This window comes from Arthrobacter sp. B2I5 (assembly GCF_030816735.1).
GTDB lineage: Bacteria > Actinomycetota > Actinomycetes > Actinomycetales > Micrococcaceae > Arthrobacter.
In genome coordinates this window covers 1,701,172-1,727,471 of record NZ_JAUSYF010000001.1, presented here as the reverse complement: position 1 = coordinate 1,727,471, position 26,300 = coordinate 1,701,172, and the positions used below count along the sequence as shown (strand labels likewise).

At 66.4% G+C, this 26,300-nt stretch carries 24 protein-coding genes and 3 tRNA genes; 9 read left to right on the top strand and 18 right to left on the bottom strand.

Annotation, left to right across the window (positions count from 1 at the left end):
* Positions 1-123 precede the first annotated feature (123 nt).
* From QFZ60_RS08325 to QFZ60_RS08300, 6 genes are all read right to left on the bottom strand, one after another.
* The gene (locus QFZ60_RS08325; protein WP_307089670.1) at positions 124-738 is read right to left on the bottom strand and encodes a DsbA family protein; all 615 of its coding nucleotides are present in this window, start codon (positions 736-738) and stop codon (positions 124-126) included.
* Between the two features lie 14 nt (positions 739-752).
* Positions 753-2,033, bottom strand: coding sequence for an ATP-dependent Clp protease ATP-binding subunit ClpX (gene clpX / locus QFZ60_RS08320; RefSeq protein ID WP_142122372.1), 1,281 nt, complete (start codon positions 2,031-2,033; stop codon positions 753-755).
* Between the two features lie 175 nt (positions 2,034-2,208).
* Positions 2,209-2,868 carry an ATP-dependent Clp protease proteolytic subunit gene (locus QFZ60_RS08315; protein ID WP_018769476.1) on the bottom strand — a complete coding sequence of 220 codons (660 nt, stop codon included), beginning with the start codon at positions 2,866-2,868 and terminating at the stop codon, positions 2,209-2,211.
* A gap of 36 nt (positions 2,869-2,904) precedes the next feature.
* Positions 2,905-3,528, bottom strand: coding sequence for an ATP-dependent Clp protease proteolytic subunit (locus tag QFZ60_RS08310; RefSeq protein ID WP_142122739.1), 624 nt, complete (start codon positions 3,526-3,528; stop codon positions 2,905-2,907).
* Between the two features lie 233 nt (positions 3,529-3,761).
* Positions 3,762-5,156: a trigger factor gene (tig, locus tag QFZ60_RS08305; RefSeq protein ID WP_307089668.1), complete on the bottom strand. Its 1,395-nt coding sequence runs from the start codon at positions 5,154-5,156 to the stop codon at positions 3,762-3,764.
* Between the two features lie 81 nt (positions 5,157-5,237).
* Positions 5,238-5,312: transfer RNA gene (locus QFZ60_RS08300), tRNA-Pro, on the bottom strand.
* Positions 5,313-5,443: 131 nt separating this feature from the next.
* Between QFZ60_RS08300 and QFZ60_RS08295 the strand changes: the two genes are divergently transcribed.
* Positions 5,444-5,517: transfer RNA gene (locus tag QFZ60_RS08295), tRNA-Gly, on the top strand.
* 163 nt (positions 5,518-5,680) lie between these two features.
* Here QFZ60_RS08295 and QFZ60_RS08290 read toward each other — a convergent pair.
* The 3 genes from QFZ60_RS08290 to QFZ60_RS08280 all read right to left on the bottom strand — a co-directional run bounded on the left by QFZ60_RS08290 (position 5,681) and on the right by QFZ60_RS08280 (position 8,241).
* Positions 5,681-6,640, bottom strand: a complete 960-nt coding sequence (locus QFZ60_RS08290; protein WP_307089665.1) for an Fpg/Nei family DNA glycosylase — start codon at positions 6,638-6,640, stop codon at positions 5,681-5,683.
* Positions 6,640-7,134 (bottom strand): ribose-5-phosphate isomerase, encoded by a 495-nt coding sequence (locus tag QFZ60_RS08285; RefSeq protein WP_056336236.1) that lies wholly within the window; start codon positions 7,132-7,134, stop codon positions 6,640-6,642. The genes QFZ60_RS08290 and QFZ60_RS08285 overlap by 1 nt, the downstream gene beginning before the upstream one ends.
* Positions 7,135-7,221: 87 nt before the next feature.
* On the bottom strand, positions 7,222-8,241 hold the full coding sequence (locus QFZ60_RS08280) for a hypothetical protein (RefSeq protein WP_307089662.1): 1,020 nt from the start codon (positions 8,239-8,241) through the stop codon (positions 7,222-7,224).
* A 172-nt stretch (positions 8,242-8,413) separates the two neighbouring features.
* Between QFZ60_RS08280 and pepN the strand changes: the two genes are divergently transcribed.
* Together pepN and QFZ60_RS08270 are read left to right on the top strand one after the other, a co-directional pair.
* Entirely contained in the window at positions 8,414-10,987 is a 2,574-nt protein-coding gene (gene pepN / locus QFZ60_RS08275; protein ID WP_307089660.1) for an aminopeptidase N, read from the top strand.
* The gene (locus QFZ60_RS08270) at positions 10,984-11,457 is read left to right on the top strand and encodes an OsmC family protein (protein ID WP_307089658.1); all 474 of its coding nucleotides are present in this window, start codon (positions 10,984-10,986) and stop codon (positions 11,455-11,457) included. Before pepN ends, QFZ60_RS08270 begins: the two co-directional genes overlap by 4 nt.
* Here the strand turns inward: QFZ60_RS08270 and QFZ60_RS08265 are convergent.
* Positions 11,454-12,452 (bottom strand): epimerase, encoded by a 999-nt coding sequence (locus tag QFZ60_RS08265; protein ID WP_307089656.1) that lies wholly within the window; start codon positions 12,450-12,452, stop codon positions 11,454-11,456. The two genes, QFZ60_RS08270 and QFZ60_RS08265, sit on opposite strands and share 4 nt — an antisense overlap.
* A 67-nt stretch (positions 12,453-12,519) precedes the next feature.
* Here QFZ60_RS08265 and QFZ60_RS08260 point away from each other — a divergent pair, with 67 nt between their 5' ends.
* Both QFZ60_RS08260 and QFZ60_RS08255 read left to right on the top strand, forming a co-directional pair.
* Positions 12,520-13,203: a mechanosensitive ion channel family protein gene (locus tag QFZ60_RS08260; RefSeq protein ID WP_142122389.1), complete on the top strand. Its 684-nt coding sequence runs from the start codon at positions 12,520-12,522 to the stop codon at positions 13,201-13,203.
* Position 13,204: 1 nt separating this feature from the next.
* Positions 13,205-13,663: a globin gene (locus QFZ60_RS08255; protein ID WP_307089654.1), complete on the top strand. Its 459-nt coding sequence runs from the start codon at positions 13,205-13,207 to the stop codon at positions 13,661-13,663.
* 44 nt (positions 13,664-13,707) lie between these two features.
* On the opposite strand, the gene QFZ60_RS08250 is transcribed toward QFZ60_RS08255, so the two are convergent.
* Positions 13,708-14,367: a hypothetical protein gene (locus QFZ60_RS08250; RefSeq protein WP_307089652.1), complete on the bottom strand. Its 660-nt coding sequence runs from the start codon at positions 14,365-14,367 to the stop codon at positions 13,708-13,710.
* Positions 14,368-14,431: 64 nt separating this feature from the next.
* On the opposite strand from QFZ60_RS08250, the gene QFZ60_RS08245 reads away from it, so the two are divergent.
* Positions 14,432-15,352 carry an acyl-CoA thioesterase II gene (locus QFZ60_RS08245; RefSeq protein WP_307089650.1) on the top strand — a complete coding sequence of 307 codons (921 nt, stop codon included), beginning with the start codon at positions 14,432-14,434 and terminating at the stop codon, positions 15,350-15,352.
* 131 nt (positions 15,353-15,483) lie between these two features.
* Here QFZ60_RS08245 and ettA read toward each other — a convergent pair whose 3' ends face one another.
* The 3 genes from ettA to QFZ60_RS08230 form a co-directional block, all read right to left on the bottom strand.
* On the bottom strand, positions 15,484-17,166 hold the full coding sequence (ettA, locus tag QFZ60_RS08240) for an energy-dependent translational throttle protein EttA (RefSeq protein ID WP_307089648.1): 1,683 nt from the start codon (positions 17,164-17,166) through the stop codon (positions 15,484-15,486).
* 61 nt (positions 17,167-17,227) lie between these two features.
* Complete coding sequence (locus QFZ60_RS08235; RefSeq protein WP_307089646.1) at positions 17,228-17,794, bottom strand: hypothetical protein; 567 nt, start codon at positions 17,792-17,794, stop codon at positions 17,228-17,230.
* A 252-nt stretch (positions 17,795-18,046) separates the two neighbouring features.
* A complete protein-coding gene (locus QFZ60_RS08230) occupies positions 18,047-18,598 on the bottom strand; it encodes a single-stranded DNA-binding protein (protein ID WP_142122401.1) in 552 nt (183 codons plus the stop codon).
* Between the two features lie 206 nt (positions 18,599-18,804).
* On the opposite strand from QFZ60_RS08230, the gene QFZ60_RS08225 reads away from it, so the two are divergent.
* Positions 18,805-18,880: transfer RNA gene (locus QFZ60_RS08225), tRNA-Arg, on the top strand.
* A 48-nt stretch (positions 18,881-18,928) separates the two neighbouring features.
* Here QFZ60_RS08225 and QFZ60_RS08220 read toward each other — a convergent pair.
* Positions 18,929-20,155, bottom strand: coding sequence for an ROK family protein (locus QFZ60_RS08220; protein WP_307089643.1), 1,227 nt, complete (start codon positions 20,153-20,155; stop codon positions 18,929-18,931).
* A 147-nt stretch (positions 20,156-20,302) separates the two neighbouring features.
* Between QFZ60_RS08220 and xylA the strand changes: the two genes are divergently transcribed.
* Both xylA and xylB read left to right on the top strand, forming a co-directional pair.
* Complete coding sequence (gene xylA / locus QFZ60_RS08215) at positions 20,303-21,490, top strand: xylose isomerase (RefSeq protein WP_307089641.1); 1,188 nt, start codon at positions 20,303-20,305, stop codon at positions 21,488-21,490.
* Positions 21,491-21,493: 3 nt separating this feature from the next.
* A complete protein-coding gene (xylB, locus tag QFZ60_RS08210) occupies positions 21,494-22,927 on the top strand; it encodes a xylulokinase (RefSeq protein ID WP_307089638.1) in 1,434 nt (477 codons plus the stop codon).
* 114 nt (positions 22,928-23,041) lie between these two features.
* On the opposite strand, the gene QFZ60_RS08205 is transcribed toward xylB, so the two are convergent.
* From QFZ60_RS08205 to QFZ60_RS08195, 3 genes are read right to left on the bottom strand one after another with little or no spacing between them, the layout of a single operon-like run.
* Entirely contained in the window at positions 23,042-23,881 is an 840-nt protein-coding gene (locus QFZ60_RS08205) for a sugar phosphate isomerase/epimerase (RefSeq protein ID WP_307089636.1), read from the bottom strand.
* On the bottom strand, positions 23,878-25,092 hold the full coding sequence (locus QFZ60_RS08200; RefSeq protein WP_373427669.1) for a dihydrodipicolinate synthase family protein: 1,215 nt from the start codon (positions 25,090-25,092) through the stop codon (positions 23,878-23,880). The genes QFZ60_RS08205 and QFZ60_RS08200 overlap by 4 nt, the downstream gene beginning before the upstream one ends.
* On the bottom strand, positions 25,092-26,261 hold the full coding sequence (locus QFZ60_RS08195) for a Gfo/Idh/MocA family protein (RefSeq protein ID WP_307089635.1): 1,170 nt from the start codon (positions 26,259-26,261) through the stop codon (positions 25,092-25,094). Before QFZ60_RS08195 ends, QFZ60_RS08200 begins: the two co-directional genes overlap by 1 nt.
* Positions 26,262-26,300 lie beyond the last annotated feature (39 nt).

The following is a 26,300-nucleotide window of genomic DNA, read 5'->3' as shown; positions in this document are numbered from 1 at the left end:
TCGAAGTGGGTAAAAACCATTGTTCTCCTGCCCCATGGCATGCACAAGGGCCCCGGAAGAACTACACTCTGGTAGTTCTTCCGGGGCCCTAGATGGGCCACCCGCCAGGCGGCGGGTGGGCGATCAGTCGAATTCAGGGCTCTCCGTGCGGCTGCGCTTCAGCTCGAAGAAATGCGGGTACGCGGCGATGGCAGTGGTGGCATCCCAGATCCTGCCGGCCTCTTCACCACGGGGAATCCGGGTCAGCACCGGCCCGAAGAACGCGGTCCCGTTGAACGCGACCACGGGCGTGCCTACGTCCTGGCCCACCAGCGAGATGCCTTCCTCGTGGCTGGCCCGCAGCTGCCGGTCATAGGCATCGGTGGTAGCGGCGTCGGCCAGGGACGCTGGCAGGCCACACTCAGCCAGGGCCTTGGTGATGACCTGTGTCCGGTCCTTTTCGCCCTGGTTATGGATCAGCGTGCCCATGGCATCGTAAAGCGGCTTGATGACCTGCGGGCCGTGCTCTTCACGGGCGGCGATGATCACGCGGACCATGCCCCAGGCGTTGTCCATGGACTCCCTGTAGGCGGGGTCCAGGTCGCGGCCCTCGTTCAGGACCGCCAGGCTCATGACGTGCCACTCCGTCTCAATATCCCGGACGGTTTCCACCTCGCCGATCCAGCGGGAGGTGACCCAGGCGAACGGGCAGAGGGGGTCGAACCAGAAGTCGGCTTTGTTCTTTGCAGGTGCAGTCACGAAGGTCCTCTCGGTCAGGCAGACTTACGGCGCTTGGCCACGTGCGGAATCATGGTGGGTTCGGCGCCCCGCAGGACCACGTCCTCGGTGATCACCACGCTGGCCACGTCCTCGCGGCTGGGGAGATCGAACATGACGGGAAGCAGGACTTCCTCCAGGATGGCGCGGAGGCCTCGGGCGCCGGTGCCGCGCTCCAGGGCCTGGTCGGCGATGGCTTCCAGGGCGGTGTCGTCGAACACCAGCTCCACGCCGTCGATCTGGAACATCTTCTGGTACTGCTTCACCAGCGCGTTCCGGGGAGTGGACAGGATCTGGATCAGGGCGTCCCTGTCCAGGTTGGACACCGTGGTGATCACCGGGAGGCGCCCGATGAATTCCGGGATCAGGCCGAATTTCAGCAAATCCTCCGGCATGACTTCGCCGTAGGAGTCAATCTTCTTGCTGGCCTCGTTCAGCGGGGCGCCGAAACCGATGCCCTTGCGGCCGGAGCGGGAGCCGATGATCTCTTCCAGGCCCGCGAAGGCGCCGGCCACGATGAACAGGACATTCGTGGTGTCGATCTGGATGAATTCCTGGTGCGGGTGCTTCCGTCCGCCCTGGGGCGGGACGGAGGCAACGGTGCCTTCCAGGATCTTGAGGAGGGCCTGCTGCACGCCCTCGCCGGACACGTCACGGGTGATGGAGGGGTTCTCGCTCTTGCGGGAGATCTTGTCGATCTCATCGATGTAGATGATGCCCTGTTCGGCCTTCTTGACGTCATAGTCAGCGGCCTGGATGAGTTTGAGGAGGATGTTCTCCACGTCCTCGCCCACATAGCCGGCCTCGGTCAGGGCGGTGGCGTCCGCAACGGCGAACGGCACGTTCAAGCGCCGGGCAAGCGTCTGGGCCAGGTAGGTCTTGCCGCAGCCGGTGGGGCCGATAAGGAGGATGTTCGACTTGGCGATTTCGACGTCGTCGTGGTGCGCGCTGTCCCCCAGGCTCCCGGACTTGGGCGCGTGGCCCGCCTGGATGCGCTTGTAGTGGTTGTAGACGGCGACGGCGAGGGAACGCTTTGCGGGCTCCTGGCCGATGACGTATTCCTGCAGGAAGTCGAAGATCTCACGCGGCTTGGGCAGTTCGAAGCTGCCGAGGTCTGCGACCTCCGCGAGCTCCTCTTCGATGATTTCGTTGCACAACTCGATGCATTCATCACAGATGTAGACACCGGGCCCGGCAATGAGCTTGCGCACCTGCTTCTGGCTCTTTCCACAGAAAGAGCACTTCAGCAGATCCGTGCTCTCGCCAATCCGAGCCATATGTGAACCCCTTAGTATCCTGCTGCCAGGCAGCCCTGCACCGTTGCTGAAATCGTTGGCCGGCCCCAGGGGGCCGGTTTGTGACAACATCCACTCTAGGTCACATTCGCCCTCAAGGGTGGAAAGAAAAGGCCGGTGCGGCCAAATGAACTGGCCGCACCGGCTTTGCGTACTGCTACCTCGTGATTGCCTGGGGCTTGATCTTGCGTGAATCAAGTACCTGGTCGATCAGGCCGTAGGCCTGTGCCTCTTCAGCCGTGAGGATCTTGTCGCGCTCGATGTCGTTGTTGACCTGCTCCGACGTGCGGCCGGAGTGGTGGGCCAGCGTGTCTTCGAGCCAGGACCGCATACGCATGACCTCGGCCGCCTGGATCTCCAGGTCGGAGGCCTGGCCGCCCTGGCCGCCGGACAGGGCCGGCTGGTGGATCAGGACGCGGGCGTTGGGCAGTGCCAGGCGCTTGCCCGGGGTACCGGCGGCCAGCAGGACGGCAGCGGCGCTGGCGGCCTGGCCCAGGCAGACGGTCTGGATTTCGGGCCGGATGTACTGCATGGTGTCGTAGATCGCCGTCATGGCCGTGAACGACCCGCCCGGGGAGTTGATGTAGAGGGTGATGTCGCGGTCCGGGTCGGTGGACTCAAGCACCAGCAGCTGGGCCATGATGTCGTCGGCGGAGGCGTCGTCGACCTGCACCCCCAGGAAGATGATGCGGTCCTCGAACAGCTTGGTGTACGGGTCCTGACGCTTGAAGCCGTAGGGCGTGCGCTCCTCGAACTGCGGCAGGACGTAGCGGCTGGACGGAAGATTGCCGGCGGACCACCCGAAGTTGTAGTTCATTGTCTTTGCTCCTGATCGAAGTGTTCTGGTTGCCGGTTAGTTCTGGGAGGCTGAGTCGCCGGAGGACCCGTTGGACGTTCCGCCGCCGCCGGACACCGAACCGGCGTGCGCGGCGATCTTGTCGAAGAAGCCGTATTCGAGGGCCTCGGTGGCGGTGAACCACTTGTCGCGGTCGTTGTCCTTGAGGATGGTCTCAACGGTCTGGCCGGTCTGGTCCGCCGTCAGTTCCGCCATGACCTTCTTCATGTGCAGGATGAGCTCGGCCTGGATCTTGATGTCCGAGGCCGTGCCGCCGATGCCGCCGGAGGGCTGGTGCATCAGGACGCGGGCGTTGGGCGTGGCGTACCGCTTGCCCTTGGTGCCCGAGGAGAGCAGGAACTGGCCCATGGACGCGGCCAGGCCGGTGGCGACGGTCACGACGTCATTGGGAATGAACTGCATGGTGTCGTAGATGGCCATGCCTGCGGTGACGGAGCCGCCCGGCGAGTTGATGTAGAGGTAAATGTCCTTTTCCGGGTTCTCGGCCGAAAGCAGGAGCAGCTGCGAGCAGATTGCGTTGGCGTTGTCGTCACGCACCTCCGAGCCCAGCCAGATGATCCGCTCCTTGAGAAGGCGGTTGTAAATGTAGTTGTCCTGGGCTGCAGGATCGACGGTCGCCATCCGGGGGGCCTCTGAGTGCTGTGACATGTTTACTTACCTCTCACTGGTGACGGTGACATCACTGAAAATCACTACTTGGACACTAACCGGTTTCCCCGGCGTTTTGTTCGTGCACCGACGGCTGTTCGCTGACGGCGCACGATGGCCGAATCACCGCCGTGCCGTTTCCGGTCCAACGCGAACGGCCCCCGGATCGGAAGGATCCAGGGGCCGCTGCTGCGGGTGATTTAGGACTAGGCCTTGGCCTCTGCGGTGGCGTCCTCAGCCTCGACAACCTCGGCCTCAGGGGCTTCGGCTGCGTCAGCGTCGGCTGCCTCTGCAGCGGGGGCTTCCTCGCCGCCGGGGCGGACGAAGTCGCTGAGGTCAACGGTGTTGCCCTCGGTGTCGGTCACCGTGGCCTGCCCCAGGACGACAGCCAGTGCCTTGCGGCGGCGGACCTCGGAGACCATCATGGGGACCTGGCCGCTCTGGTCGATGATCTGGGCGAACTGGTTGGGGTCCATGCCGTACTGGCTGGCGGTGGTGACGATGTAGTCGATCAGCTCGTTCTGGCTGACGTTGACTTCTTCCTTTTCGGCGATGGCGTCAAGGATGATCTCGTTCTGGAAGGCGCGGGCCGTGTTGGCGCGGACTTCTTCGCGGTGTTCCTCGGTGTCGTGCTCGCCGTCTCCGTGGCCGTTGCCCTCCTGGAAGTGGGCTTCGAGCTGCTCTTCGACCACCGAGTCCGGAACGGGAACCTCAACCATTTCAACCAGCTTGTCCAGGACCTTGTCGCGGGCCTCAACGCCCTGCTCCACGATCTTGGAGTCGGCGGCCTGCTTGGCCAGGTCCTCGCGGAGTTCGGCGAGGGTGTCGAATTCGGAGGCGAGCTGGGCGAAGTCATCGTTCGCCTCGGGCAGTTCGCGTTCCTTGACGGCCTTCACCACAACCTTGACCTGGGCGGCTTCGCCGGCGTGGTCGCCGCCAACCAGGGTGGTGTCGAAGATGGCGTCCTCGTCGGCGCTGAGGCCGGTCACGGCCTCGTCCATGCCTTCAAGCATGGTGCCGGCGCCAACCTGGTAGGACAGGCCGGCAGCGGAGTCCACTTCCTCGCCGTCGATCGTGGCGGTGATGTCGATGGTGAGGAAGTCACCGTCGGCTGCGGGACGGTCCACGGACTTCAGCGTGCCGAAGCGGCCGCGCAGTTCGTCCAGGGCCTTGTCCACGTCGGCTTCGGAGGATTCCGCAGCCGCAACCTGGACCTCGATGCCGGCGTAGTCCGGGAGTTCGATCTCGGGACGGACGTCAACCTCGGCGGCGAACTTCAGGCCGCCGTCGGTGGCGGAGGGATCGGGAACCTCGGTGATCTCCACCTCGGGACGGCTCAGGGGACGGATGCCGGATTCCTGCACGGCAGCCTGGTACCAGCCGTTGAGGCCGTCATTGATGGCCGTCTCCAGGACGTAGCCGCGGCCGACGCGCTGGTCGATGAGCTTGGCAGGAACCTTGCCCTTGCGGAACCCGGGAACCTGGATCTGCGACGCAACGGTCTTGTAGGCCGAGTCGATGCTGGGCTTCAGTTCCTCAAAGGGGACCTCAACATTGAGCTTGACCCGCGTGGGGGTGAGGTTCTCGACAGCGCTCTTCACGGTCTAAGTACTCCTGGGTTGTGGGATTGGTTTCTGCTAACGCAATGGATGTCCAGGCCTACCGGACCTGGTCACGCAGAGTCGGGGTGACAGGATTTGAACCTGCGACTTCCTGCTCCCAAAGCAGGCGCTCTAGCCAAGCTGAGCTACACCCCGTAAGTGCACAGGCAAGTCTACGGTGATACGCGTCGCGAATGCACATTTGACACGTAGGCCATGGATTAGGTTTAGTTGTATCCGGCTTGAACAGCCAGCCCGGAGTTTCCGCGAAAAACGGATCTTCCTTCGGGGACGTAGCTTAATGGTAAAGCCTCAGTCTTCCAAACTGATTACGCGGGTTCGATTCCCGTCGTCCCCTCCATAAACACGAAAAGACCCCTCCACGGAGGGGTCTTTTCGTGTTTAAGCCGGAGCCGGCAAGAACCTTCGTGGGGCGCTTTGGCGGCGTCAGGGCAACAATGGACGACGGCGGGCGGCGTGTCCGTGTCGAAGTGCCCCGTTTCTGCGTGTCTGGAGAGGAACGGCTAGTCCTCCGGCCGCTGGCAGTAGGGGCACCAGTAGAGGTTCCGCCCGGCCAGGTCGGCGATGAGCACGACCGTGCGGCACACCCTGCAGGGCAGGCCATGGCGTTTGTAGACGAAGTGGACATCGTCCCGGCCGGGGAAGTGGGCGCTTTTGGGCGGGACGGGCGCACCGGCTGCGGCAGCCTTGGCCGCGGTGGTGCCATCGAGGGTCCAGTATTTCGGCGGCGTGGTGATGATGCGGCCGTCCGCCACGCCGTCGCCCATGACATCAACAATGTCGCGCCAAAGCTTCCGGGCGTCGCTGTCCGGGAGTGACGTTCCGGGCAGCCAGGGGTCCAGCCGACGGCGGAACAGGACTTCCGCGCGGTAGACGTTCCCGACGCCGGCAATCACCTTCTGGTCCATCAGCAGGGCGGCCAGCGGCGCCTTCCGCGCCTGGACGTTGGCAGCAAAACGGCCTGCGTCGCCGCGGAGGTTCCGCAGGGGATCAGGACCCAGCCGCGCCAGGACGGCGCGGGCTTCTGCTGCGGTGATGGTTTCGCAGGTGGTGGCCCCCCGAAGATCGGCCCAGCCGTGGCTCCCGGCGAGCCGGACCCGCACGGCCCCGACGGGCGCCGGCGGGCCCGCGTATGGCGCGCCGCCGCCGTCGTCCCCGTCAGCGAAGGCCTCCTGCTCGCCGACGCGCCGCGGCGCGCCAATGCTGGAGGCTCCGGTGAAAGTGCTGTCACCGCCGAAGCTCCAGGCACCGTACAGGCCCAGGTGGACGTGCAGCACCAACGCGTTGTCGAAGTGCAGGAACAGGTGCTTTCCGTGCGCCTCGGCCGCGAGCAGGCTATGCCCGTCCAGCAGCGCCGCTCCCCCGCTGAACCTGCCCTGGGGGCTGGAAACGGCGAGCGTGTCACCCGCGAAGACGTCGCCGAACTGGCGGGCGAGCCTGCGGACGGAATGGCCCTCAGGCACTACTCGATGACCTCGCCGGTTGCCTCGTAGGCCGCAATCTTGCCGATCCTGCGCACATGGCGTTCGTCATTGCTGAACGGCTCGGACAGGAACGCCTCGATCAGTTCCGTGGCTTCCTCCACCGTGTGCTGGCGTCCGCCGACAGCCACCACGTTTGCGTCGTTGTGCTCCCGGGCCAGGGTGGCGGTGGAAAGGTTCCACGCGAGGGCCGCGCGGACGCCCTTGACCTTGTTGGCGGCGATCTGCTCACCGTTGCCCGAACCGCCGAGCACGATGCCGAGGGCGTGGACGCCCGCCTGCTGGTCTGCAACCACGGCCAGCGCAGCGTTGATGCAGAAGGAAGGGTAGTCGTCCTGGGCGTCGTACACCTTGGGCCCGTGGTCCACCACCTCGTATCCCTTGCCGGTCAGGTGGGACACCAGGTGGGCGCTGAGCTCCATGCCTGCATGGTCGGTGGCGATGTGGACCCGCGGGAAGGCAGGGGAAGAAGTCACGTGCAAAGTCCGTTCGGTTGTGGGAGCTGGCGGCCCGCCGTATGGAGGCCGGAACGACACCGATAAGGATACTAGGAGCGGCCCCGGTCAGGACTCCGGACGCCCTGCGGCGGGTGGAGCGTTTCCGCCGCCGCGGGCCCTGGCGGCCACACGGGTGAGGACTTCGGCCAGCCGCGCGGCGGAGTCCTGGCTGCCGCCGCTGACGGCCAGGCGCTGGCCATCAGTCTTACTCACGACGACGGCGGGGCCGCTGCTGACCAGCATGGCGGCGGTCCCGCGGTGGTGCCGGTAGCCCCACCCGCCATAGTCCGCGGCCCGCACTTCCGCGGCGCTGGCATCCGAAATGGCACCGGCGGGCACATCCATGACGGGGACTACCCCCGCCAGCAGGACCTTCAGCCCGCGCCGGTCGGCCCGGATGCGGGCAAAGAGGAACGCCGCCCCGACGAGGGCCAGAACCACCAGCAGGATTCCCAGCCACGGCACCGCCAGGGCGATAAGGACCGCCGGGAACAGGGAGGCAATGGCGATCATGACAAAGACCGAACTCCTGGCATGGACCCAGAGCCGGATGCTGTCCCGGGCTAGGTCGGGGTCCAGTTCCTTGGTAATGGCGGCCTGCAGCGCGCGGTCGTCGTCCGGCGACCATTGCCGGTCGGCCTTGTAGACCATTGCCATGGCGACGCCCAGCGACACGGCCGCACCGCTGCCGAGCGCGAGGACTGTCATGTCCACATGCGACTGCCGGGCATCGGCCAGCCCGGTCTGGCCGATGAGGCCGGCGGCAAGGGCTGAGGTAATGAACAGGCTGAGGAACAGCCCGGCCCCCATCATGATCCTGCGCATCATCACCGGCCTGCCCAGCGGCACGGCCTGGAGGAGTACCAGCCAGCCTGCGACCACAATGATTGCGGCGCCCACGCCCACGTAGGTGCCGAAGGGCGCGAAGTTGGCACCGCCGTCGTCCGCCCACTGGACGGCGAGCGGCTCCGGAAGGTCCGGGTGCAGCAGCGACGCGCAGTAGACGAAGGCGGCGGCCAGGACGAGGGGGAACCCGACGGCGAAGCGCAGGGCCTTGGTATCCACCGAATCCAGCAGCTTTCCCATGTATTTAACGCTACCCCTGCGGCCGCCCGGCCAACCGCAATGAGGGCAACGGAGGCGGCTGTGAGCTGTGCAACTTGCCAAGGATCCCAAGGATGAAAGAATGCATCACAGTGCCGGAACCGGGACCACCGGCCGGCAGCCGAACTTTTCTGGAGGCCCTCCTTTGCCAGGTATGAACCTGACGCGCGCCGAAGCCCGTGAGCGCGCCGAACTGATCACCGTCGAGTCCTACGATGTCAGCCTGGACCTGACCCGCGGCGGAGAGGTCTTTGGCAGCACCACCACCGTGCGATTCACGGCATCACCGGGTGCAGCCAGCTTCATCGATGCAGTGACCCGGACCGTCCACAGCGTGACCCTGAACGGGACCAGCCTGGATCCGGCCGCTGTATCGGATGGTGTCCGGATCCAGCTTCCCGGCCTTGCGGAGCACAACGAGCTGACCGTGGTGGCCGATCTGCCCTACATGAACACCGGCGAAGGCCTGCACCGGTTCGTGGACCCGGTGGACAACGAGGTCTACCTGTACACCCAGTTCGAGGTCCCCGACTCGCGCCGGATGTTCGCCGTCTTCGAGCAGCCGGACCTGAAGGCAACCTTCGCCTTCACCGTCACGGCGCCGTCGCACTGGGACGTCATCTCAAACTCCCCCACACCATCTCCGGAGGAAGCTGCCCCGGCAGAAGACGGCTCGGCCCGCTCCGTGTGGACGTTCGCGCCGACGCCCCGCCTGTCCTCCTACGTCACGGCCCTGATCGCCGGCCCGTACCAGTCCGTCCGCAGCGAGGTCACCAGCTCGGACGGCCGCGTCATCCCGCTCGGTGTCTTTGCGCGGAAGTCGCTGATGCAGTACATGGATGCGGAGAACATCTTCGAACTCACGCGGCAGGGCTTCGGGTTCTTCGAGGAACAGTTCGGCTGCCCCTACCCCTTCGAGAAGTACGACCAGCTGTTCGTGCCGGAGTTCAATGCCGGCGCCATGGAGAACGCCGGGGCCGTGACCATCCTGGAGGGCTACGTTTTCCGCAGCAAGGTTACCGGCGCCCAGATCGAGCGCCGCGCCATCACCGTGCTCCACGAGCTGGCGCACATGTGGTTCGGCGACCTGGTGACCATGCGGTGGTGGAACGACCTGTGGCTCAACGAGTCCTTCGCCGAATACATGTCCCACCTGGCAGCGGTGGAAGCCACGTCCTTCACCAGCGCCTGGACCACCTTTGCGTCAGTGGAGAAGTCCTGGGCCTACCGCCAGGACCAGCTGCCCACCACGCACCCGATCTTCGCCGAGATCAACGACCTGCAGGACGTGGAGGTCAACTTCGACGGCATCACCTACGCCAAGGGCGCCTCGGTGCTCCGGCAGCTGGTGGCCTGGGTTGGCCCCGAACAGTTCATGGCCGGCGTCCGCGAGTACTTCGCCAAGCACTCCTGGCAGAACACCGAACTCCGCGACCTGCTGGTGGAGCTGGAGAAGGCCAGCGGCCGGGACCTGGACGACTGGGGCCGGCAGTGGCTGGAAACGGCGGGCGTGAACACGCTGAGCCCGGAACTGGACGTGGATCCCGAGGGTAAGCTGCGGTCCGTCGCAATCCTGCAGTCCGCAGTGCCCGAGTGGCCCACCATCCGTCCGCACCGCCTTGCCGTGGGTTTCTACAATCTGGACGACGGCGGCAAGCTCACGCGGGTGCACCGTGAGGAGCTGGATGTTGACGGCGAACGCACCGAAGTGCCGGGACTGGACGGCATGGCCCAGCCGGACCTCATCCTCATCAATGACGACGACCTGGCGTACGCCAAAGTACGGCTGGATGCCAAGTCCCTGGCCACCGCCACCGCGCACCTCAAGGATTTCGGCGAGAGCCTGCCCCGGACCCTGGTGTGGAACTCCGCCTGGGATGCAGCCCGTGACGGCGAGACTCCTGCCCGAAAGTACGTGGAGCTGATCCTGTCCAACGTCGCCGCGGAAACGGACTCCTCCGTGATCCTGGTCCAGCTGCGCCAGCTGGCCACCACGCTGAACTTCTACGTGGCGGAGGAACACCGCGAAGCCACTGCGGTTGCCGCCGTTGACCGGCTCTGGGATTTGGCTTCGGAAGTTCCCGGCGGATCCGACGCACAGCTGCAGTTCATCAAGTCCTTCGCGCTGCTGGCCCGAAGCGCCTCCCAGCTGGACCGGGTCGCCGGCCTCCTGGACGGTTCGGTAGTCCTGGACGGGCTGGCCGTGGACCAGGACCTGCGGTGGGAACTCGTGGCATCCCTGGTGGCCGGCGGCCGGATGGGACAGGACGGGATCGACGCCGAACTGGCGCGGGACAACACCTCCAGCGGGCAGAATGCGGCGGCCCTGGCCAAGGCGGCCATCCCCACCCCGGAGGCGAAGGCCGCGGCCTGGGAGTCCATGGTGGTCAAGGGCGAGCTGTCCAACGCACTGCAGGGATCGGCGGTCACGGGCTTCATGCGCGTGCTGGACCGCACGCTGCTGGAACCGTACGCGGAAAAGTACTTCGCGGCCGTGCAGGGCATCGTGGCAACCCGCACCCACGCGCTCGCCCAGCAGATCGTCGTCGGCCTTTATCCGGCGCTGCTGACCACCCAGGCCACCATTGACCGGACGGACGGATTCCTGGCGTCGCTGCCGGCGGAAAGCGCCGCGCTGCGGCGGATGATGCTGGAGAACCGCGACGGCGTTGCGCGCGCCCTGCGTGCCCGGGCCGCCGATGTTGTCCAGGACGGCAGTCCGCAGTGAGTCTTGATGAGCACCGGTATGCGCTGACAGTCCAGTGGACCGGCAACCGGGGTGACGGCACGTCGTCCTACCGGGCCTATTCCCGGGACCACGATGTGCTCATTCCGGGCCTGCCGGTCCTTGAGGGCTCGGCGGACCCGACATTCCACGGGGACCGGGAACGCTACAACCCGGAACAGCTGCTCCTGGCTGCGCTGGCGCAGTGCCACATGCTGTCCTATTTGCACGTGGCGGTGAAGCACGGCGTGGTAGTCACAGATTACCGGGACGAGGCAACCGGGCTGATGCGGCTGAACCGGGACGGCAGCGGCCAGTTCGAGCGGGTGGTGCTGCATCCGCACGTGACGGTGGCCGATCCCGGGCAGGCCGGCCTGGCTGCGTCCCTGCACCACGAGGCGAACCAGGTCTGCTTCATCGCGCGCAGCGTGAATTTCCCGGTGGAGCACCAGCCCGTGACGGTGGCGGCTTAGGCTCCGCCTTCGTTGTGGAGCATCTCCACGAGGCGCCGTTCCGTGGCGGGTGAAAGGCCGGCCTTCCGGGGCCGGTCCAGCCCGCGGATGCGTTCATCGTCGAAGGTGGCAGCCAGGGTATCCCGCCAGGGCCGAAGCACCATTCCTGCCGCCTTGGCGTTCCGGTTGCTGCGGGCCATGAAGCCATCGTGGCCGGGCGGGAGCCAGAGCGGCAGGGACTCCGGCCCGGACCAGTAGTTGACGCCCTGTTCCACCAGCCAATCTTCACCGGCGGTGACGATGGTGCCGTTGAAGCCGGATGCTTCCCGGCAGGCGCTGATGAGTTCGGCAAAGGCCACCTGGTCCCCCATGGCGTTCAGTGGACCGGTGATCCCCTCATCCGCCGCGAGCAGGATCCAGGCCGCCAGGTCACGGACGTCGATCACCTGCGTGGGGTGGCGGCCGATGTCCGGGACCAGCACCGGCCCGCCATTACGGGCAAGGCGGCCAGGCCAGTAGCCGTAGCGGTCAGTGGGGTCACCGGGGCCGCTGATCAGCCCCGCCCGGCACAGGTGGGCCCCGCCGTTTGTTGCATTCAGGGTGGCCTCTTCAATGGCAACCTTGGACTCGCCGTAGTTTTCCGGCATAGACGTCTCCCCCGGGGCGAGCGCCGGCAGCAGCTCCGCGTCTTCCACCGCTCCCGGGACGGAGTGGTCAGCGTACGCCGAGCAACTGGAGACAAAAGTCCAATGCCCTGCTTTGTCCGCAAGGCCGGCCAACGCCTGCCGGGCAGGCTCGGGATCCCTGGCCACCTCGACCACCGCATCCCATTCGCCGGCGACTTCCGAGTAGGCGGCCGGACCCGTTGAGCGGTCGGCCCTGACCCAGTGGGTGCCCTGCGGCGGTTCGGCCGATGTTCCCCGCGCCAGGCACGTCACGTCATGCCCTGCGGCAACTGCTTGGCTGGCGATTTCCCTGGAGAGGAAGGCAGTTCCGCCGAGGATGAGAATGCGCATTGCCCCACGCTACAGCGGCTAGGGTTGAATGAGAACAGAGCAATATCCCTAGGAGCTATTTCCACCCATGGTCAGCATGTTGTCCATCCTTCCCCCTGCCACAACCCAGCCCGATGGCGTCAGCATTCCAGGCATCGTGATCAGCTTGGGCATCGGCGTCGCCGTCTGGCTGGTGGCCACGTTCATCATCTCCCGCATCACCAGGCGCATTGCCTCCGGAAGCAATTTCTTCAAGAAGCCGATGTTTAAATGGGTGGCGCCGGCCATCCGCGCCCTGGACCATGAGCGGCGGGTACAGCGCGCAGAAACCATCGGTTCACTGCTGAACAGCGTGGTGGGCGTGTTGGTGGTGGTCATCACCGGCATGTACGTCCTGCAGAACCTGGACATCAACATCGCACCGCTGCTGACCAGCGTGGGTATCCTGGGTGTGGCCATCGGCTTCGGCGCCCAACAGCTGATCCGCGACTTCCTGGCCGGCATCTTCATTACCATTGAAGACCAGTACGGGATTGGCGATGTCATCGAGACCAGCGAAGTGGTGGGCGTGGTGGAGTCCATGGGTTTGCGGATCACCCGCGTCCGCTCCGACGACGGCGCCATCTGGTACCTGCGCAACGGTGAGATCCTCCGCGTGGGCAACCGCTCGCAGGGCCGGTACGTTCCGCTGCACGAGTCCGACGACGGGACCACCGACCAGGGCTCGGCCCATGTTGAGACCAAGAAGACAGACCAGAAAGCCGGGGAATAGCATGTCGCTTCCCATTGAACCGCGCCCAGCGCAGCGGCCCCAGTTGATGCAGAACGATCCCTTCAGCAAGCCGGGCTACACCGACAGCTTCTATGACGCGGTGGGTGGCCACGAGACGTTCGTGAAGCTCATCGATGTTTTTTACGACGGCGTGGCCACCGATCCGCTGCTCCGCCCGATGTATCCGGAAGAGGACCTGGCGCCTGCAAAGCGCCGGTTCCTGATGTTCCTCGAGCAGTACTGGGGCGGGCCCACGACCTATGGCGAGGAGCGCGGCCACCCGCGCCTGCGCATGCGGCACATGCCGTTCAAGGTGACGCCCGAGGCCAAGGACCGCTGGCTGTTCCACATGCGCACGGCCGTGGACGCCCTGGAGCTGCCACCGCTCTACGAGGGCACGCTGTGGGAGTACATGGAGCGGGCGGCGCTGTCCATGGTGAACAGCGCTTCCGAGGCCTGAACCCCTCCCGGACCGCGGCCTGGAATGGTCCTGGCCGCCTTGAGCTACAGCAGGCCGCTGCCGGTCCGTGCCAGGACGTGGCCGCGTGGACCGGTCAGCCGGAACCAGCGGCCGGCGCGGTACAGCTTCTGGTCGCCGTCAGCAAGGAACCCCAGCGCGAAAGCCGCAAAGGCCGCTCCCGCTGGCAGGCCTGTGCCGTCCAGTTCCCGGCCCCACACGGATGCCCGGGCATTGTTCACGATGAGGGCGCCCGGTTTGTCCGGCACGATGCCGGCCACTTCCGCGATGCCCGCTTCAGCTGCCGTCTTCAATCCGGCGTCGCTGACAGCCCCAAGCAACTCCCATCCGCCCCGTGGGGCGCCCACTCCCGTCCATGATTCGGTGACGGTGGTGGGCGGAACCGGCAATTCGACGTCGGACTCCCCCGCACGTGCCAGCCGGTCCAGGACGGCTGACAGGGCAACGGTGACATCTGTTCCGGATGGTTCCGCAAGCGCCATGGTGCGCAGGCCCAGGATGGTGGGGGTCGATTCGCCGAGGAGCCTGGGCCGGAGGACACACACGTAGGCGGCCAGCACGGAACCGGCGGCCTGCAGGCGGATGGCGCCGTCGTCGATGGCCTTGGCCCTGGTGGCGAACGTCCTCAGGTCGGCAAGATCCCGGGGATCGGCGAAACGGAAGGACGAGGTGAGAAGTTCAGACACACCTAAAACACTACCGGCTGCGCTCCGGTTGAGTGGCTCCCCGGGCGCCGTCTAGAGTCGGACCATGACTGAAGCCGAAGCCGGACTCCTGGCCCCGCCAAGCGGAGACCCCACCTCATCGCTGATCGAACTGCTGGACCTTGGTGAGCTTGAGGGCGCCCGGACGGACGAGGACATTTTCCTGGGCCCCTCACAGCAGCAGCCGCACCACAGGGTGTTCGGCGGGCAGGTCCTGGCACAGTCACTCGTGGCGTCCATCCGGACAGTGGATCCTGAACGATTTGTCCACTCGATGCATGGCTACTTCCTGCGGCCCGGTGACGCCAACAAGCCCATTACCTTCGGTGTGCAGCGGCTGCGCGACGGCCGGTCGTTTTCCGCCCGGCGCGTCCACGCCTACCAGGACGGGGTGCCCATCCTGTCCATGATTGCCTCTTTCCAGGGCGAGGACGAAGGAATCGAGCATTCGCTGGCGATGCCGGAAGGGATCCCGGACCCCGAATCATTGCCCAGTACTGCAGACCTGCTGGGACGGTTCGACCATCCGGTGGCCCGGCACTGGGCGTATGAGCGGCCCTTCGACATCCGCCATGTCGATCCTCCGCTGTATGTTTCGGCAGGGGGGCCGCGGGAGGCCCGCAATGCCGTCTGGATGAAGACGTTCGGGCCGATGCCGGACAACTCCAACCTGCACCGCGCCGCCCTGGCCTACGCCAGCGACTACACGCTGCTCGAATCCATCCTTCGGCGGCATGGGCTTAGCTGGATCACCCCCGGCATGAACGTTGCCAGCCTGGACCACGCGATGTGGTGGCACCGCCCGGCGCGGGTGGACGAATGGCTGCTCTACGTCCAGGAGTCGCCCAGCGCGCAGGGCGCACGCGGCCTGGCCACCGGCAGGATCTTCAGCCGGGACGGCCAGCACGTAGCCACGGTGGCACAGGAGGGAATGGTGCGCGTTCCCGCCGATCCGGCGGACACGTAGGACCAGCACCCCGGCACCGGCCCAAGCCGTGGCGCCGGCGGATCCTTGCATGGGAAAGGCCGGCACCTGATCAGTTGAGATCAGATACCGGCCTTCCTTTTATGCTTTACGAGTCGCCGGGCGCCCGGCGGCTAGTCGCGGGTCAGGCGGCGGTGGGTAACACGGTGCGGCTTGGCGGCATCGGGACCCAGGCGCTCCACTTTGTTCTCCTCGTAGGATTCAAAGTTGCCCTCGAACCAGTACCACTTGGAGGGGTTCTCCTCGTCACCTTCATAGGCCAGGATGTGGGTGGCCACGCGGTCCAGGAACCACCGGTCGTGGGAGACCACCACGGCGCAGCCGGGGAATTCGAGCAGCGCGTTTTCCAGGCTGCTGAGGGTTTCGACGTCGAGGTCGTTGGTGGGCTCATCGAGGAGCAGCAGGTTTCCGCCCTGCTTCAGGGTCAGGGCCAGGTTCAGGCGGTTCCGCTCACCACCGGACAGGACACCTGCCTTCTTCTGCTGGTCCGGGCCCTTGAAGCCGAAAGCGGCCACATAGGCGCGGGACGGCATTTCCACGTTGCCCACCTGGATGAAGTCGAGTCCGTCGGAGACAACCTCCCACAGGGTCTTGTTGGGGTCGATGCCGCCGCGGCTCTGGTCGGCGTAGGAGATCTTGACGGAATCGCCGATCTTGAGATCGCCGCCGTCCAGCGGTTCCAGGCCCACGATCGTCTTGAACAGCGTGGTCTTGCCCACGCCGTTGGGGCCGATGACGCCCACGATGCCGTTGCGGGGCAGGGTGAAGGACAACCCGTCGATCAGCGTCCGGTCTTCAAAGCCCTTCTGGAGGTTCTTCGCCTCCAGCACCAGGCCGCCCAGGCGGGGTCCCGGCGGGATCTGGATTTCCTCGAAGTCAAGCTTGCGGGTCCGGTCCGCTTCGGCGGCCATTTCCTCGTAGCGTGCAAGGCGGGCCTTGGACTTGGTCTGGCGGCCCTTGGCGTTGGACCGTACCCATTCAAGTTCCTCGGCGAGGCGCTTGGCCTGCTTGGCGTCCTTCTTGCCCTGGATCTCCAGGCGGGCACGCTTCTTCTCCAGGTAGGTGGAGTAGTTGCCTTCGTACGGGTAGAGGTGGCCGCGGTCCACTTCAGCGATCCATTCCGCCACGTGGTCCAGGAAGTACCGGTCGTGGGTGACGGCGAGGACGGCGCCGGGGTAGCTGGAAAGGTGCTGTTCAAGCCACAGCACGCTCTCGGCGTCCAGGTGGTTGGTGGGTTCGTCGAGGAGCAGCAGGTCGGGCTTCTGAAGGAGAAGCTTGCAGAGCGCCACACGCCGGCGCTCACCGCCGGAGAGGTTGGTGACGTCGGCATCGGCCGCAGGGCACCGGAGGGCATCCATGGCCTGCTCCAGCTGGGAATCAAGATCCCAGGCGTCGGCGGCGTCGATTGCCTCCTGCAGCTTGCCCATCTCGTCGAGGAGGGTGTCATAGTCAGCGTCGGGGCTGGCCATTTCCTCGGAGATCTCGTTGAAGCGCTGGATCTTGCCGTAAATCTCGCCCACGCCTTCCTGGACGTTGCCCAGGACGGTCTTTTCCTCGTTCAGGGGCGGTTCCTGGAGCAGGATGCCCACGCTGTAGCCAGGGCTGAGCCGGGCCTCACCGTTGGAGGGCTGGTCCAGCCCGGCCATGATCTTGAGGATGGTGGACTTACCGGCACCGTTCGGGCCCACAACACCAATCTTGGCGCCCGGGAAGAAGGACATGCTTACGTCATCAAGAATGAGTTTTTCGCCAACGGCCTTGCGGGCCTTGGTCATTGTGTAGATAAATTCCGCCATGGTCTCAAATCTAGTGGGTTGGCGGGCAGATCTCACATTTGCAGCGGACCGGCCAGCCGGATCAGGAACCCACGAAGCACTTGCCGCTGGCCAGTACCGGAAGGACCGTAACGGTCACGGCGCCTTCTCGTACCTGCCCAATGACACAGTCCTTGCCCTCCACCACGGCCGCTTCGATGGCGTCCGCCTCCAGTCCGGTGGGAGTCCGGCTTTGCGAGACCTGGAGCGCCGCCGGTGCGATGCCCGCTCCGGTCAGGGCGTCGCTGACCTGGGCAGTGGCCGGTTTCGGCGTTCCCGTGGCCAGTTTGGTCAGGGTATCCGTTACGGTCCGTTTCACCGTGTCGGTTGCGGCAGCTGCGGCCGCTGGCGCACGTCCGGATGTATCGGCCAGCGGTTCGCTTCTGGCGCCGGCGCCTTGCCCCGCAGGGTCGGTGGCCTGCATGGTCGGCTGCTTGGCATCAGGGCCGGCAGCCGCTGCCGGAGACGATGCCCCTCCGCTGCTGTCCGCGGTTGCCGCTCCGTTCCCGGAGGGTCCGGCAACACAGCCTGACAGGAGACTGGCCAGGACGGCGCATGCAAGTGCTGCACCCGCCCGATTGTTCTGCCGGCGGTAAGGGGTGGGACGCATGGTGTCATTGTGCCATGGCTGCCGGCATGAACCGGCTGGGCGGCTGAGATCTGCAGGAGCCAGGGATACACGGAGCGTCGATGGCCATTCGCGCACCGGGCAACGGCACACCGGGCTTTTTCGTCGGCCAGCAGGTCGGCCACCGGCTTGATGTCGTCCTGGTTTGGCCGGGCGGGCGGAGGACGGCCGGGGGTGCCGGCCACTCAGCCCGCCCGGGACTGGATGGGAACGCTGATACCTGATGCTTCTTTCCTAGACTTCGGCCAGTTCCCCCGTTTCAAGGTCAAGGGAGGCGAGGCCTCCGTCGTTGTCCTCAACGACAATGGCGGCAGGGCCGTGGTCTTCGGGATTTTCGTCTTCGCGGTCTTCCGGCTCGTCCGGCATCTGGTCCATTCCAGGGACGTCCTCCGGGGCGGGCGGCTGCTCCACCAAGGAGAGTGCCGGCCTGGAAGCGGTCCGGATGAAGTTTGCCGATCCAAACGTGAGGTCGTGCCCCACGGCGTCGGCGTCGATGATGGTGGAGTGGTACACCCGCCCGTCCTTTTCCCAGGTGCGGATCTTCAGCTTGCCCACCACGATGACCGGCTGGCCCTTCCTGATGCTGCAGCCCAGGGTTCCGGCAAGCTGGCGGTAGCCCTGCACCGTGAACCAGTTGGTGTGCCCGTCGCCCCAGGTCCTGGATTCGCGGTCAAAACGGCGTGTGGTGGAGCCGATGCGGAAGGAAGCTGTTGCCACTCCCCCCGGCGTGGTGGAACTGGTTATCTCCGTGGCCACGAAGCCCCGGATGGTGATCGATTCGCTCATGTCTACGTCCTGTCTGGATGGTGGCGCCTGTAGCAGGCAAGACCAGCATCGCGCCGGACAACAGCTGGCAGGAGGTACATGTTGTTCTATGTGGACAACGTCCCTGCGGACAGCGGATGTGGAGGAGGAGTGGCCGCTTGATGACACGGCCGGCAGCCGGGCAATGTAAACTTTTTGAGGCGCCGACCTGATGGCCGGAAGCCAACGCCTCAGTAGCTCAGGGGATAGAGCAGCGGCCTTCTAATCCGCCGGTCGGGGGTTCGATTCCCTCCTGGGGCACCACGGTGCCCGGCGCCCCGGTCTTCGGACCGGGGCGCTGTGCATTGGCTGCTACGCGTGCAGCCGGTGCGGTGCTTCCATCAGGGACCGGATCACGCTGCCGGCTGCCCCCAGCAGGGCGCCCGACTCGCCCACCAGGGACACCGTCACCTGGCTGGAGGCATATTTGCCCGGCGCATACTTTTCCAGCCCCGCCAGCAACGGGGTGCGCAGCCACGGCTCAAGGACAGCGAAGTGGCCGCCAAGGACCACGGATTCGATGTTGACCACCCGCGCGGCCGAGGCGAGTGCTATTCCCAGGCAGCGGCCGGCCCGTTCGACGGCGGACGCTGCCCCGGGCTCCCCGGCCTGCAGCGCCTGCATGAGGGCGGACATATGGGCCGACCGTGAACCCCCATCCGGGGCCAGTCCGGCTGCCGTGAAGATGGCATCCTGGCCGGCAACCGTTTCCAGGCAGCCGGTTCCCCCACACGAACAATGCCCTCCGTCAGGGTCCACCACTATGTGCCCCACCTCGCCGGCGTGGCCGTGCGGCCCGGTGAACAGCTCGGATCCGATGACAATCCCGCCGCCGACGCCCACTTCACCGGAGACGAAGAGGAAGTTGGACGCACCGTCCGGCCGGTGCCGCAGTTCGGCAAGGGCTGCGGCGTTGGCCTCGTTGAACAGCTCCACGGCCAGGGGGGCTTCGGGCAGCAGGGCGTCAAGGTCGAGGTCCACGTTGACCCAGCCCAGGTTGGGGGCGGTGAGCACCCGCGCCCGGGCAGGGTCAACCAGTCCGGGCACTGCCAGTCCGCCGCCCAGGACCTCGACGCCCTGCTCCCCCGCCGCGCTCCGGACCCGGGCCGCCAGGGCTGCGAGCGCGGCCAGTACGGGCCCGTCCGGGCTGTTGCGGTTGTCTCGTTCCTGCTCCTCCCGGACCAGGACGGTCCCGGCGAGATTCACCACGGCTGCGGAGATGTAGTCCACGTTGATTTCCATCCCCATGACGGCCCGGCTGGGGCTAAGTTCCAGCCCTACACCCGGCCGGCCGCGCCCCTGCGGGTTGAGGCCTATCTCGCGGATGATCCCTGCGTCCAGGAGGTCCAGCACCAGGCTCGACACCGACGCCTTGGTCAGGCCGGTGGCGGCGGCCACCTGGGCGCGGCTGGGGTGGGCCCCGGGCGGGAACTCGGCGATTGCGCCCAGGACCAGTGCCAGGTTGCTGCGCCGGACATCGCCCACGCTTCCGGGGGCTGAGCCTCCCGGCCCCGCCACTGCAGGCGCCGGCATCACCATCACAAACCTCCATGGGTCAGGCTTCTCGCAAATTTTCCGGCTGTTTCCAGCCCGGACTCTTGACCCCACCCTACGTCCGCTCATATAGTTCAGGCAATGAACTAAAGCTTCGCAACCCCGCGGAGCGCACGATCGCAAGGACGCATCATGACTCTCTCGCCCACCCCCGCCGACAAATTCACTTTTGGCCTCTGGACCGTCGGCTGGACCGGCGCCGATCCGTTCGGCGTCGCCACCCGCTCCCCCCTTGACCCGGTGGAAGCCGTCCACCGCCTGGCGGAACTCGGTGCCTACGGCATCACCTTCCACGACAACGACCTGGTGCCGTTCGATGCCTCTGCTTCAGAGCGGGACCTGATCCTCAAGAACTTCCGGGCAGCGCTGGCAGAAACCGGGCTCAAGGTTCCGATGGTGACCACCAACCTCTTCAGCCACCCGGTCTTCAAGGACGGCGGCTTCACCTCCAACGACCGGTCGATCCGCCGCTTCGCCCTGTCCAAGGTCCTGCGCAATATCGACCTGGCCGCCGAACTCGGCGCCGAAACCTTTGTGATGTGGGGCGGCCGGGAAGGCAGCGAATACGACGGCTCCAAGGACCTCGCCGCCGCCCTGGACCGCATGAAGGAAGGCGTGGACACCGCCGCCGGCTACATCAAGGACAAGGGCTACAACCTGCGGATTGCCCTTGAGCCCAAGCCGAACGAGCCCCGCGGCGACATCTTCCTGCCTACCGTGGGCCACGGCCTGGCCTTCATTGCCCAGCTGGAGCACGGCGACATCGTGGGCCTGAACCCCGAAACCGGGCACGAGCAGATGGCCGGACTGAACTTCACCCACGGCATCGCCCAGGCCCTGTGGGCAGGCAAGCTCTTCCACATCGACCTCAACGGCCAGCGCGGCATCAAGTACGACCAGGACCTCGTCTTCGGCCACGGTGACCTGACCAGCGCCTTCTTCACCGTCGACCTCCTCGAGAACGGCTTCCCCGGCGGTGGCCCCAAGTACGACGGCCCCCGGCACTTCGACTACAAGCCCTCGCGCACCGACGGCTACGACGGCGTGTGGGAATCCGCGAAGTCCAACATGGCCATGTACCTGCTGCTGAAGGAACGGGCTCTGGCCTTCCGTGCCGACCCCCAGGTCCAGGAAGCCCTCAAGACCTCCGGCGTTTTCGAGCTCGGCGAGCCCACCCTCGGCGCCGGCGAAACCACCGCCGACCTGCTGGGCGACACCACGGCATTTGAGGACTTCGACGCCGACAAGGCCGCCGAACGCTCCTTCGCGTTCGTCCGCCTCAACCAGCTCGCCATCGAACACCTCCTGGGCGCCCGCTAGGCCATGGTGCTCGTCGCAGGCATCGACAGCTCCACCCAGTCCTGCAAGGTGGTGGTCCGCGATGCGGACACCGGAGCACTGGTCCGCCAGGGCCGCGCCACGCACCCTGCCGGGAGCGAGGTTCATCCGGACCACTGGTGGACGGCCCTCCAGAAGGCGGTGGCCGACGCCGGCGGGCTGGATGACGTCAGCGCCGTTTCGGTGGGCGGCCAGCAGCATGGCATGGTCTGCCTGGACAGCGACGGTGCCGTCATCCGCCCGGCGCTGCTGTGGAATGACACCCGCAGCGCCGGGGCGGCCGCGGAGCTCATCAGGAGTGCCGGCGGCGGCGATCCCGCTGCCGGTGCGGAGTATTGGGCGCGCGCCACCGGCACTGTTCCCGTTGCCTCACTGACCGTGACCAAACTGCGCTGGCTGGCAGAAAACGAACCGGAGAACGCGGCGAAGGTAACCGCCGTCTGCCTTCCTCATGACTGGCTGACCTGGCGGCTTGCGGGCTTCGGCCCGGGCAGTGGGGCCGAAGGGCTCGCCGCCCTGGCCACGGACCGCTCCGATGCCTCCGGCACCGGGTACTACTCGACGGCGGAGGGCCGGTACCTTCCGGACGTCCTGTCCGCGGCGCTCGGCCACGTTCCGGCCGTCCCCAGGGTGCTTGGCCCGCTGGAGGCGGCCGGACGCACCCCGGAGGGCAGCCTTCTGGCTGCGGGTGCCGGGGACAACGCGGCCGCCGCGCTCGGTGCCGGTGCGGGCCTGGGTGACGTCGTGATGTCCCTGGGCACGTCGGGCACAGTCTTTGCCGTGTCGGATACCCCGGCGGCAGACCCGTCGGGACTCGTGGCGGGGTTTGCCGACGCCGCCGGGCATTACCTGCCGCTGGTCTGCACCTTGAACGCTACCCGCGTTTTCGATGCCACGGCGGCCCTGCTGGGCGTGGACCTGCCGGAGTTCAACCGGCTGGCATTGTCTGCCGGGCCCGGCGCCGGAGGACTTACCCTGGTCCCCTACCTTGACGGGGAGAGGACGCCCAATCTGCCCGACGCCACGGGTTCCCTGCATGGCATTACCCGGGCCAACTACACCCCTGCCAACCTGGCGCGCGCCGCCGTCGAAGGCGTGGTGTGTTCCCTTGCCGACGGCCTGGCAGCACTGCAGGCCCAGGGCGTCTCTGCCCGCCGCATCATCCTGGTGGGCGGCGGCGCACAGTCCACCGCCGTGCAGGAAGCCGCGGCGGCCCTCCTGGGAACCGGCATCACGGTGCCGCAGCCGGGTGAGTATGTCGCCGACGGTGCTGCACGGCAGGCAGCGGCGGCGCTCACCGGACGTTTCCCCACCTGGGCGGCTGACGCCGTCGACCTTCCGCAGGGGACGGACGACGGCGGCGTGCTGGCCAGGTACCGGCGCTTCGCGTCGCTCCACACCCAGGACAGCAATAAGTAGCAGTAGAAAAAAGGACCCGGAACGGCGGTGGTGCATCCACCGCGGGTCCGGGTCCTTCCATGTGGGGCGCGAGCTCCTGCCGTGACGTAGCAGGAGCCCGCGGTCTGGATCAGGTCAGGCGTACGGGAGGACAAGCTCCGCGTAGCGCTCCTTCACTATGGCCAGAACGGTGCTGCCGTCCGTGTCCCAGATCTCCTGATTGAAAATTTCCACTTCGATGTCGCCGGTGTAGCCGGCGTCGCGCACCCAGGTGCCGATCGTGGCGAAGTCCACCACGCCGTCGCCCATGTAGCCGCGGGACAGCAAGGGATCGGCCGCGATGGGCATGTTGAAGTCGCACACCTGGTAGGAGGCAATGCGGTTCTCCCGGCCGGCACGCTCAATCTGCGCCTTCAGTTCCGGGTCCCACCAGACGTGGAAGGTATCGACGGCGACCCCCACCGTTGAAGCGTCGAAGGGCGCTGCGAGGTCCAGGGCCTGGCCCAGGGTGGAAATGAGCGCCCGGTCCGCGGCGTACATCGGGTGCAGGGGTTCCAGCACCAGGCGGACGCCGTGGTCCCGTGCGAAGGGAACCAGGTCGGCCAGCCGGTCCGCCACGCGCTGCCGTGCCGCCACCACGTCCTTCTCCCCCGGCGCCAGGCCGCCAACCACCAGGAACAGTTCCGTGGTGTCCAGTGCCACCGCCTCGAGGATGGCGGCCCGGTTGTCAGCGAGCGCCGCGGCCTGGCCTTCGGCGTCGGCCGCAGTAAGGAACCCGCCGCGGCACAGGGATGAAACCCGGAGCCCGGCGTCCTTGATCAGGCGGGCGGCCTTGTCCAGGCCGGCTTCCTCCACCCGGTCCCGCCAGGGGCCGATGGCAGGGATCCCGGCGTTGACGCAGCCCTCAACCACCTGGGCAAGCGTCCACTTCTTGGTGGTGGCGCTGTTGATGGAAAGGCGGGAGAAGTCGCTCATACTCCCACCCCGTTGATGCGCAGGTAGTCGGACATCCGGAAGGCAGCCAGTGCGGGGTCCTTCAGCAGGCCGGCCTGATCGGCCAGTTCGAAGGTCCTGGCCAGGTGGCAGACCGAGCGGCCGGAGTGGAGCCCGCCCACCATCTGGAAGCCCGGCTGTTTGCCGTTGAGCCAGGACATGAACGCAATGCCGGTCTTGTAGTAGAACGTTGGGGCGCTGAAGATGTGCTTGCCCAGTTCGCGAGTGGAGTCCAGGATTTCGCGCGCCTTGGCGGTGTTCCCGGCCTCGTAGTTCTGCAGGGCCACCGAGGCTGCCGGGTAGATGGCCGCGAAGATGCCCAGCAGGGCGTCCGAGTGGTGGGTGCCGTCGCCGTCGATCAGCTCCGGATAGTTGAAGTCGTCGCCCGTGTAGAGGCGCACGCCCTCGGGCAGCGCCGCGCGGAGGGCAACCTCGTGGCCTGCATCGAGCAGCGAGACCTTGACGCCGTCCACCTTGTCCGCGTTGTCCCTGATGAGTCCCAGGAAGGTTTCGGTGGCAGCGGGAACGTCATCTGAACCCCAGTAGCCGGCGAGGGCGGGATCGAACATGGTGCCCAGCCAGTGCAGGATGACCGGCTGGTCCACTTCCTGCAGCAGGGTGGAGTACACCTTCAGGTAGTCCTCGGGACCGCCGGCAACCCTGGCCAGGGCGCGGGAAGCCATGAGGATGACCTTGGGTCCGGCTTCGGTGATGACGGCGATCTGCTCACGGTACGCCTCGAGGACGGCCTTGATGCCCGCTTCGCCGGAGGGCAGGGCGTCCATGTCCAGCTGGTCCGTGCCGGCGCCGCAGGCGACCAGATCCCGGACGGATTTGCCGGCGGTGGCAGGGTTGTTGGCGGAAACCACCGAGGCGGCCTCCACTCCCGTGCGTTTGATGAGCTGCTGCGTCGCGGCCCAGTCCAGGCCCATTCCGCGCTGGGCGGTGTCCATGGCGTCGGCTACGCCCAGCCCGTAGGACCACAGTTCGTGGCGGTAGGCCATGGTGGCGTCCCAGTCCAGGCGGGCGGGAGCACCGGGAGTGTTGTCTGCCAGGACCTCGGGGATGACGTGGGCTGCTGCGTAGGCGCGCCGTGCGGTCAGGGGTGCGGTGGGCCGGGTCCAGCTGGTGCCGCCCTGGAGGCGGTATTCCCGGGTGCCGCCGTCTTCGGAGGGAAGGATGAGGGAAGTCATTAGAGGGTGATCTCCGGGATGTCGATGGTGCGGCGTTCGTCGCTGGACTGCAGGCCGAGTTCGGCGAGCTGGACGCCACGCGCGGCGGACAACAGGCCGAAGCGGTGCTCCCGGCCAGCCACCACGTCGCGGAGGAACTCTTCCCACTGCAGCTTGAAGCCGTTGTCCAGTTCTGCGTTGGCCGGAACTTCCTGCCACTGGTCACGGAAGGATTCCGTGACGGGCAGGTCCGGGTTCCACACCGGCTTGGGGGTGTGCGCGCGCTGCTGGGCCACACACTTGTTCAGGCCGGCGACGGCGGAACCGAGCGTGCCGTCCACCTGGAATTCCACCAGTTCGTCGCGGTACACGCGGACAGCCCAGGAGGAGTTGATCTGGCCGATGACCTGGTCCCCTGCGGGTGTTTCGAGTTCGAAGATGCCGTAGGACGCGTCGTCGGCCGTGGCCTTGTATTCCTTGCCCGCCTCGTCCCAGCGGGCGGGGATGTGGGTGGCGGTCTTGGCGTTGACGCTCTTGACCTTGCCGATGATGCCCTCGAGGACGTAGTTCCAGTGGCAGAACATGTCAGTGGTCATTCCGCCGCCGTCTTCCTTGCGGTAGTTCCAGGACGGCCGCTGGGCCGCCTGGATGTCGCCTTCGAAGACCCAGTAACCGAACTCGCCGCGGATGGAGAGGATGCGGCCGAAGAAGCCCTCATCCACCAGGCGGCGGAGCTTGACCAGGCCGGGGAGGTACAGCTTGTCGTGGACCACGCCTGCCGTGACGCCGGCTTCCTCGCCGATCCGGGCCAGCTCAATGGCTTCCTCGAGGGTTTCGGCCGTGGGCTTTTCGGTGAAGATGTGCTTGCCGGCCCGCATGGCCTTCTTCAGGGTGGCAGCGCGCAGGCTGGTCATGGAGGCATCGAAGACGACGTCGACAGTGGGGTCGCTGATCACGGCGTCCAGGTCGGTGCTCCATTCGGAGACCTTGTGCTTCTCCGCCAGTTCGCGGATCTTGGCCTCGTTGCGGCCCACCAGGATGGGTTCAACCTGGACCCGGGTGCCGTCCTCGAGGGTGAAGCCGCCGGCGTCTCGGATGGGAAGGATGGAGCGCAGCAGGTGCTGGCGGTAGCCCATCCGGCCGGTAATGCCGTTCATGGCGATGCGGATTGTTTTGGTTTCGAAGCCCATGTTTCCTCCACGGTGAGTGAGCAATGTACTCAAGCTGAT

Excerpts from the sequence above, each read along its gene's own strand:
- clpX (WP_142122372.1), bottom strand. The coding sequence starts at position 2,033 with ATGGCTCGGATTGGCGAGAGCACGGATCTGCTGAAGTGCTCTTTCTGT.
- QFZ60_RS08315 (WP_018769476.1), bottom strand. The coding sequence starts at position 2,868 with ATGAACTACAACTTCGGGTGGTCCGCCGGCAATCTTCCGTCCAGCCGC.
- QFZ60_RS08310 (WP_142122739.1), bottom strand. The coding sequence starts at position 3,528 with ATGGCGACCGTCGATCCTGCAGCCCAGGACAACTACATTTACAACCGC.
- QFZ60_RS08280 (WP_307089662.1), bottom strand. The coding sequence starts at position 8,241 with ATGGGAAAGCTGCTGGATTCGGTGGATACCAAGGCCCTGCGCTTCGCC.
- pepN (WP_307089660.1), top strand. The coding sequence starts at position 8,414 with ATGAACCTGACGCGCGCCGAAGCCCGTGAGCGCGCCGAACTGATCACC.
- QFZ60_RS08265 (WP_307089656.1), bottom strand. The coding sequence starts at position 12,452 with ATGCGCATTCTCATCCTCGGCGGAACTGCCTTCCTCTCCAGGGAAATC.
- QFZ60_RS08260 (WP_142122389.1), top strand. The coding sequence starts at position 12,520 with ATGGTCAGCATGTTGTCCATCCTTCCCCCTGCCACAACCCAGCCCGAT.
- QFZ60_RS08255 (WP_307089654.1), top strand. The coding sequence starts at position 13,205 with ATGTCGCTTCCCATTGAACCGCGCCCAGCGCAGCGGCCCCAGTTGATG.
- QFZ60_RS08245 (WP_307089650.1), top strand. The coding sequence starts at position 14,432 with ATGACTGAAGCCGAAGCCGGACTCCTGGCCCCGCCAAGCGGAGACCCC.
- ettA (WP_307089648.1), bottom strand. The coding sequence starts at position 17,166 with ATGGCGGAATTTATCTACACAATGACCAAGGCCCGCAAGGCCGTTGGC.
- QFZ60_RS08235 (WP_307089646.1), bottom strand. The coding sequence starts at position 17,794 with ATGCGTCCCACCCCTTACCGCCGGCAGAACAATCGGGCGGGTGCAGCA.
- QFZ60_RS08230 (WP_142122401.1), bottom strand. The coding sequence starts at position 18,598 with ATGAGCGAATCGATCACCATCCGGGGCTTCGTGGCCACGGAGATAACC.
- QFZ60_RS08220 (WP_307089643.1), bottom strand. The coding sequence starts at position 20,155 with ATGGTGATGCCGGCGCCTGCAGTGGCGGGGCCGGGAGGCTCAGCCCCC.
- xylA (WP_307089641.1), top strand. The coding sequence starts at position 20,303 with ATGACTCTCTCGCCCACCCCCGCCGACAAATTCACTTTTGGCCTCTGG.
- xylB (WP_307089638.1), top strand. The coding sequence starts at position 21,494 with ATGGTGCTCGTCGCAGGCATCGACAGCTCCACCCAGTCCTGCAAGGTG.
- QFZ60_RS08205 (WP_307089636.1), bottom strand. The coding sequence starts at position 23,881 with ATGAGCGACTTCTCCCGCCTTTCCATCAACAGCGCCACCACCAAGAAG.
- QFZ60_RS08200 (WP_373427669.1), bottom strand. The coding sequence starts at position 25,092 with ATGACTTCCCTCATCCTTCCCTCCGAAGACGGCGGCACCCGGGAATAC.
- QFZ60_RS08195 (WP_307089635.1), bottom strand. The coding sequence starts at position 26,261 with ATGGGCTTCGAAACCAAAACAATCCGCATCGCCATGAACGGCATTACC.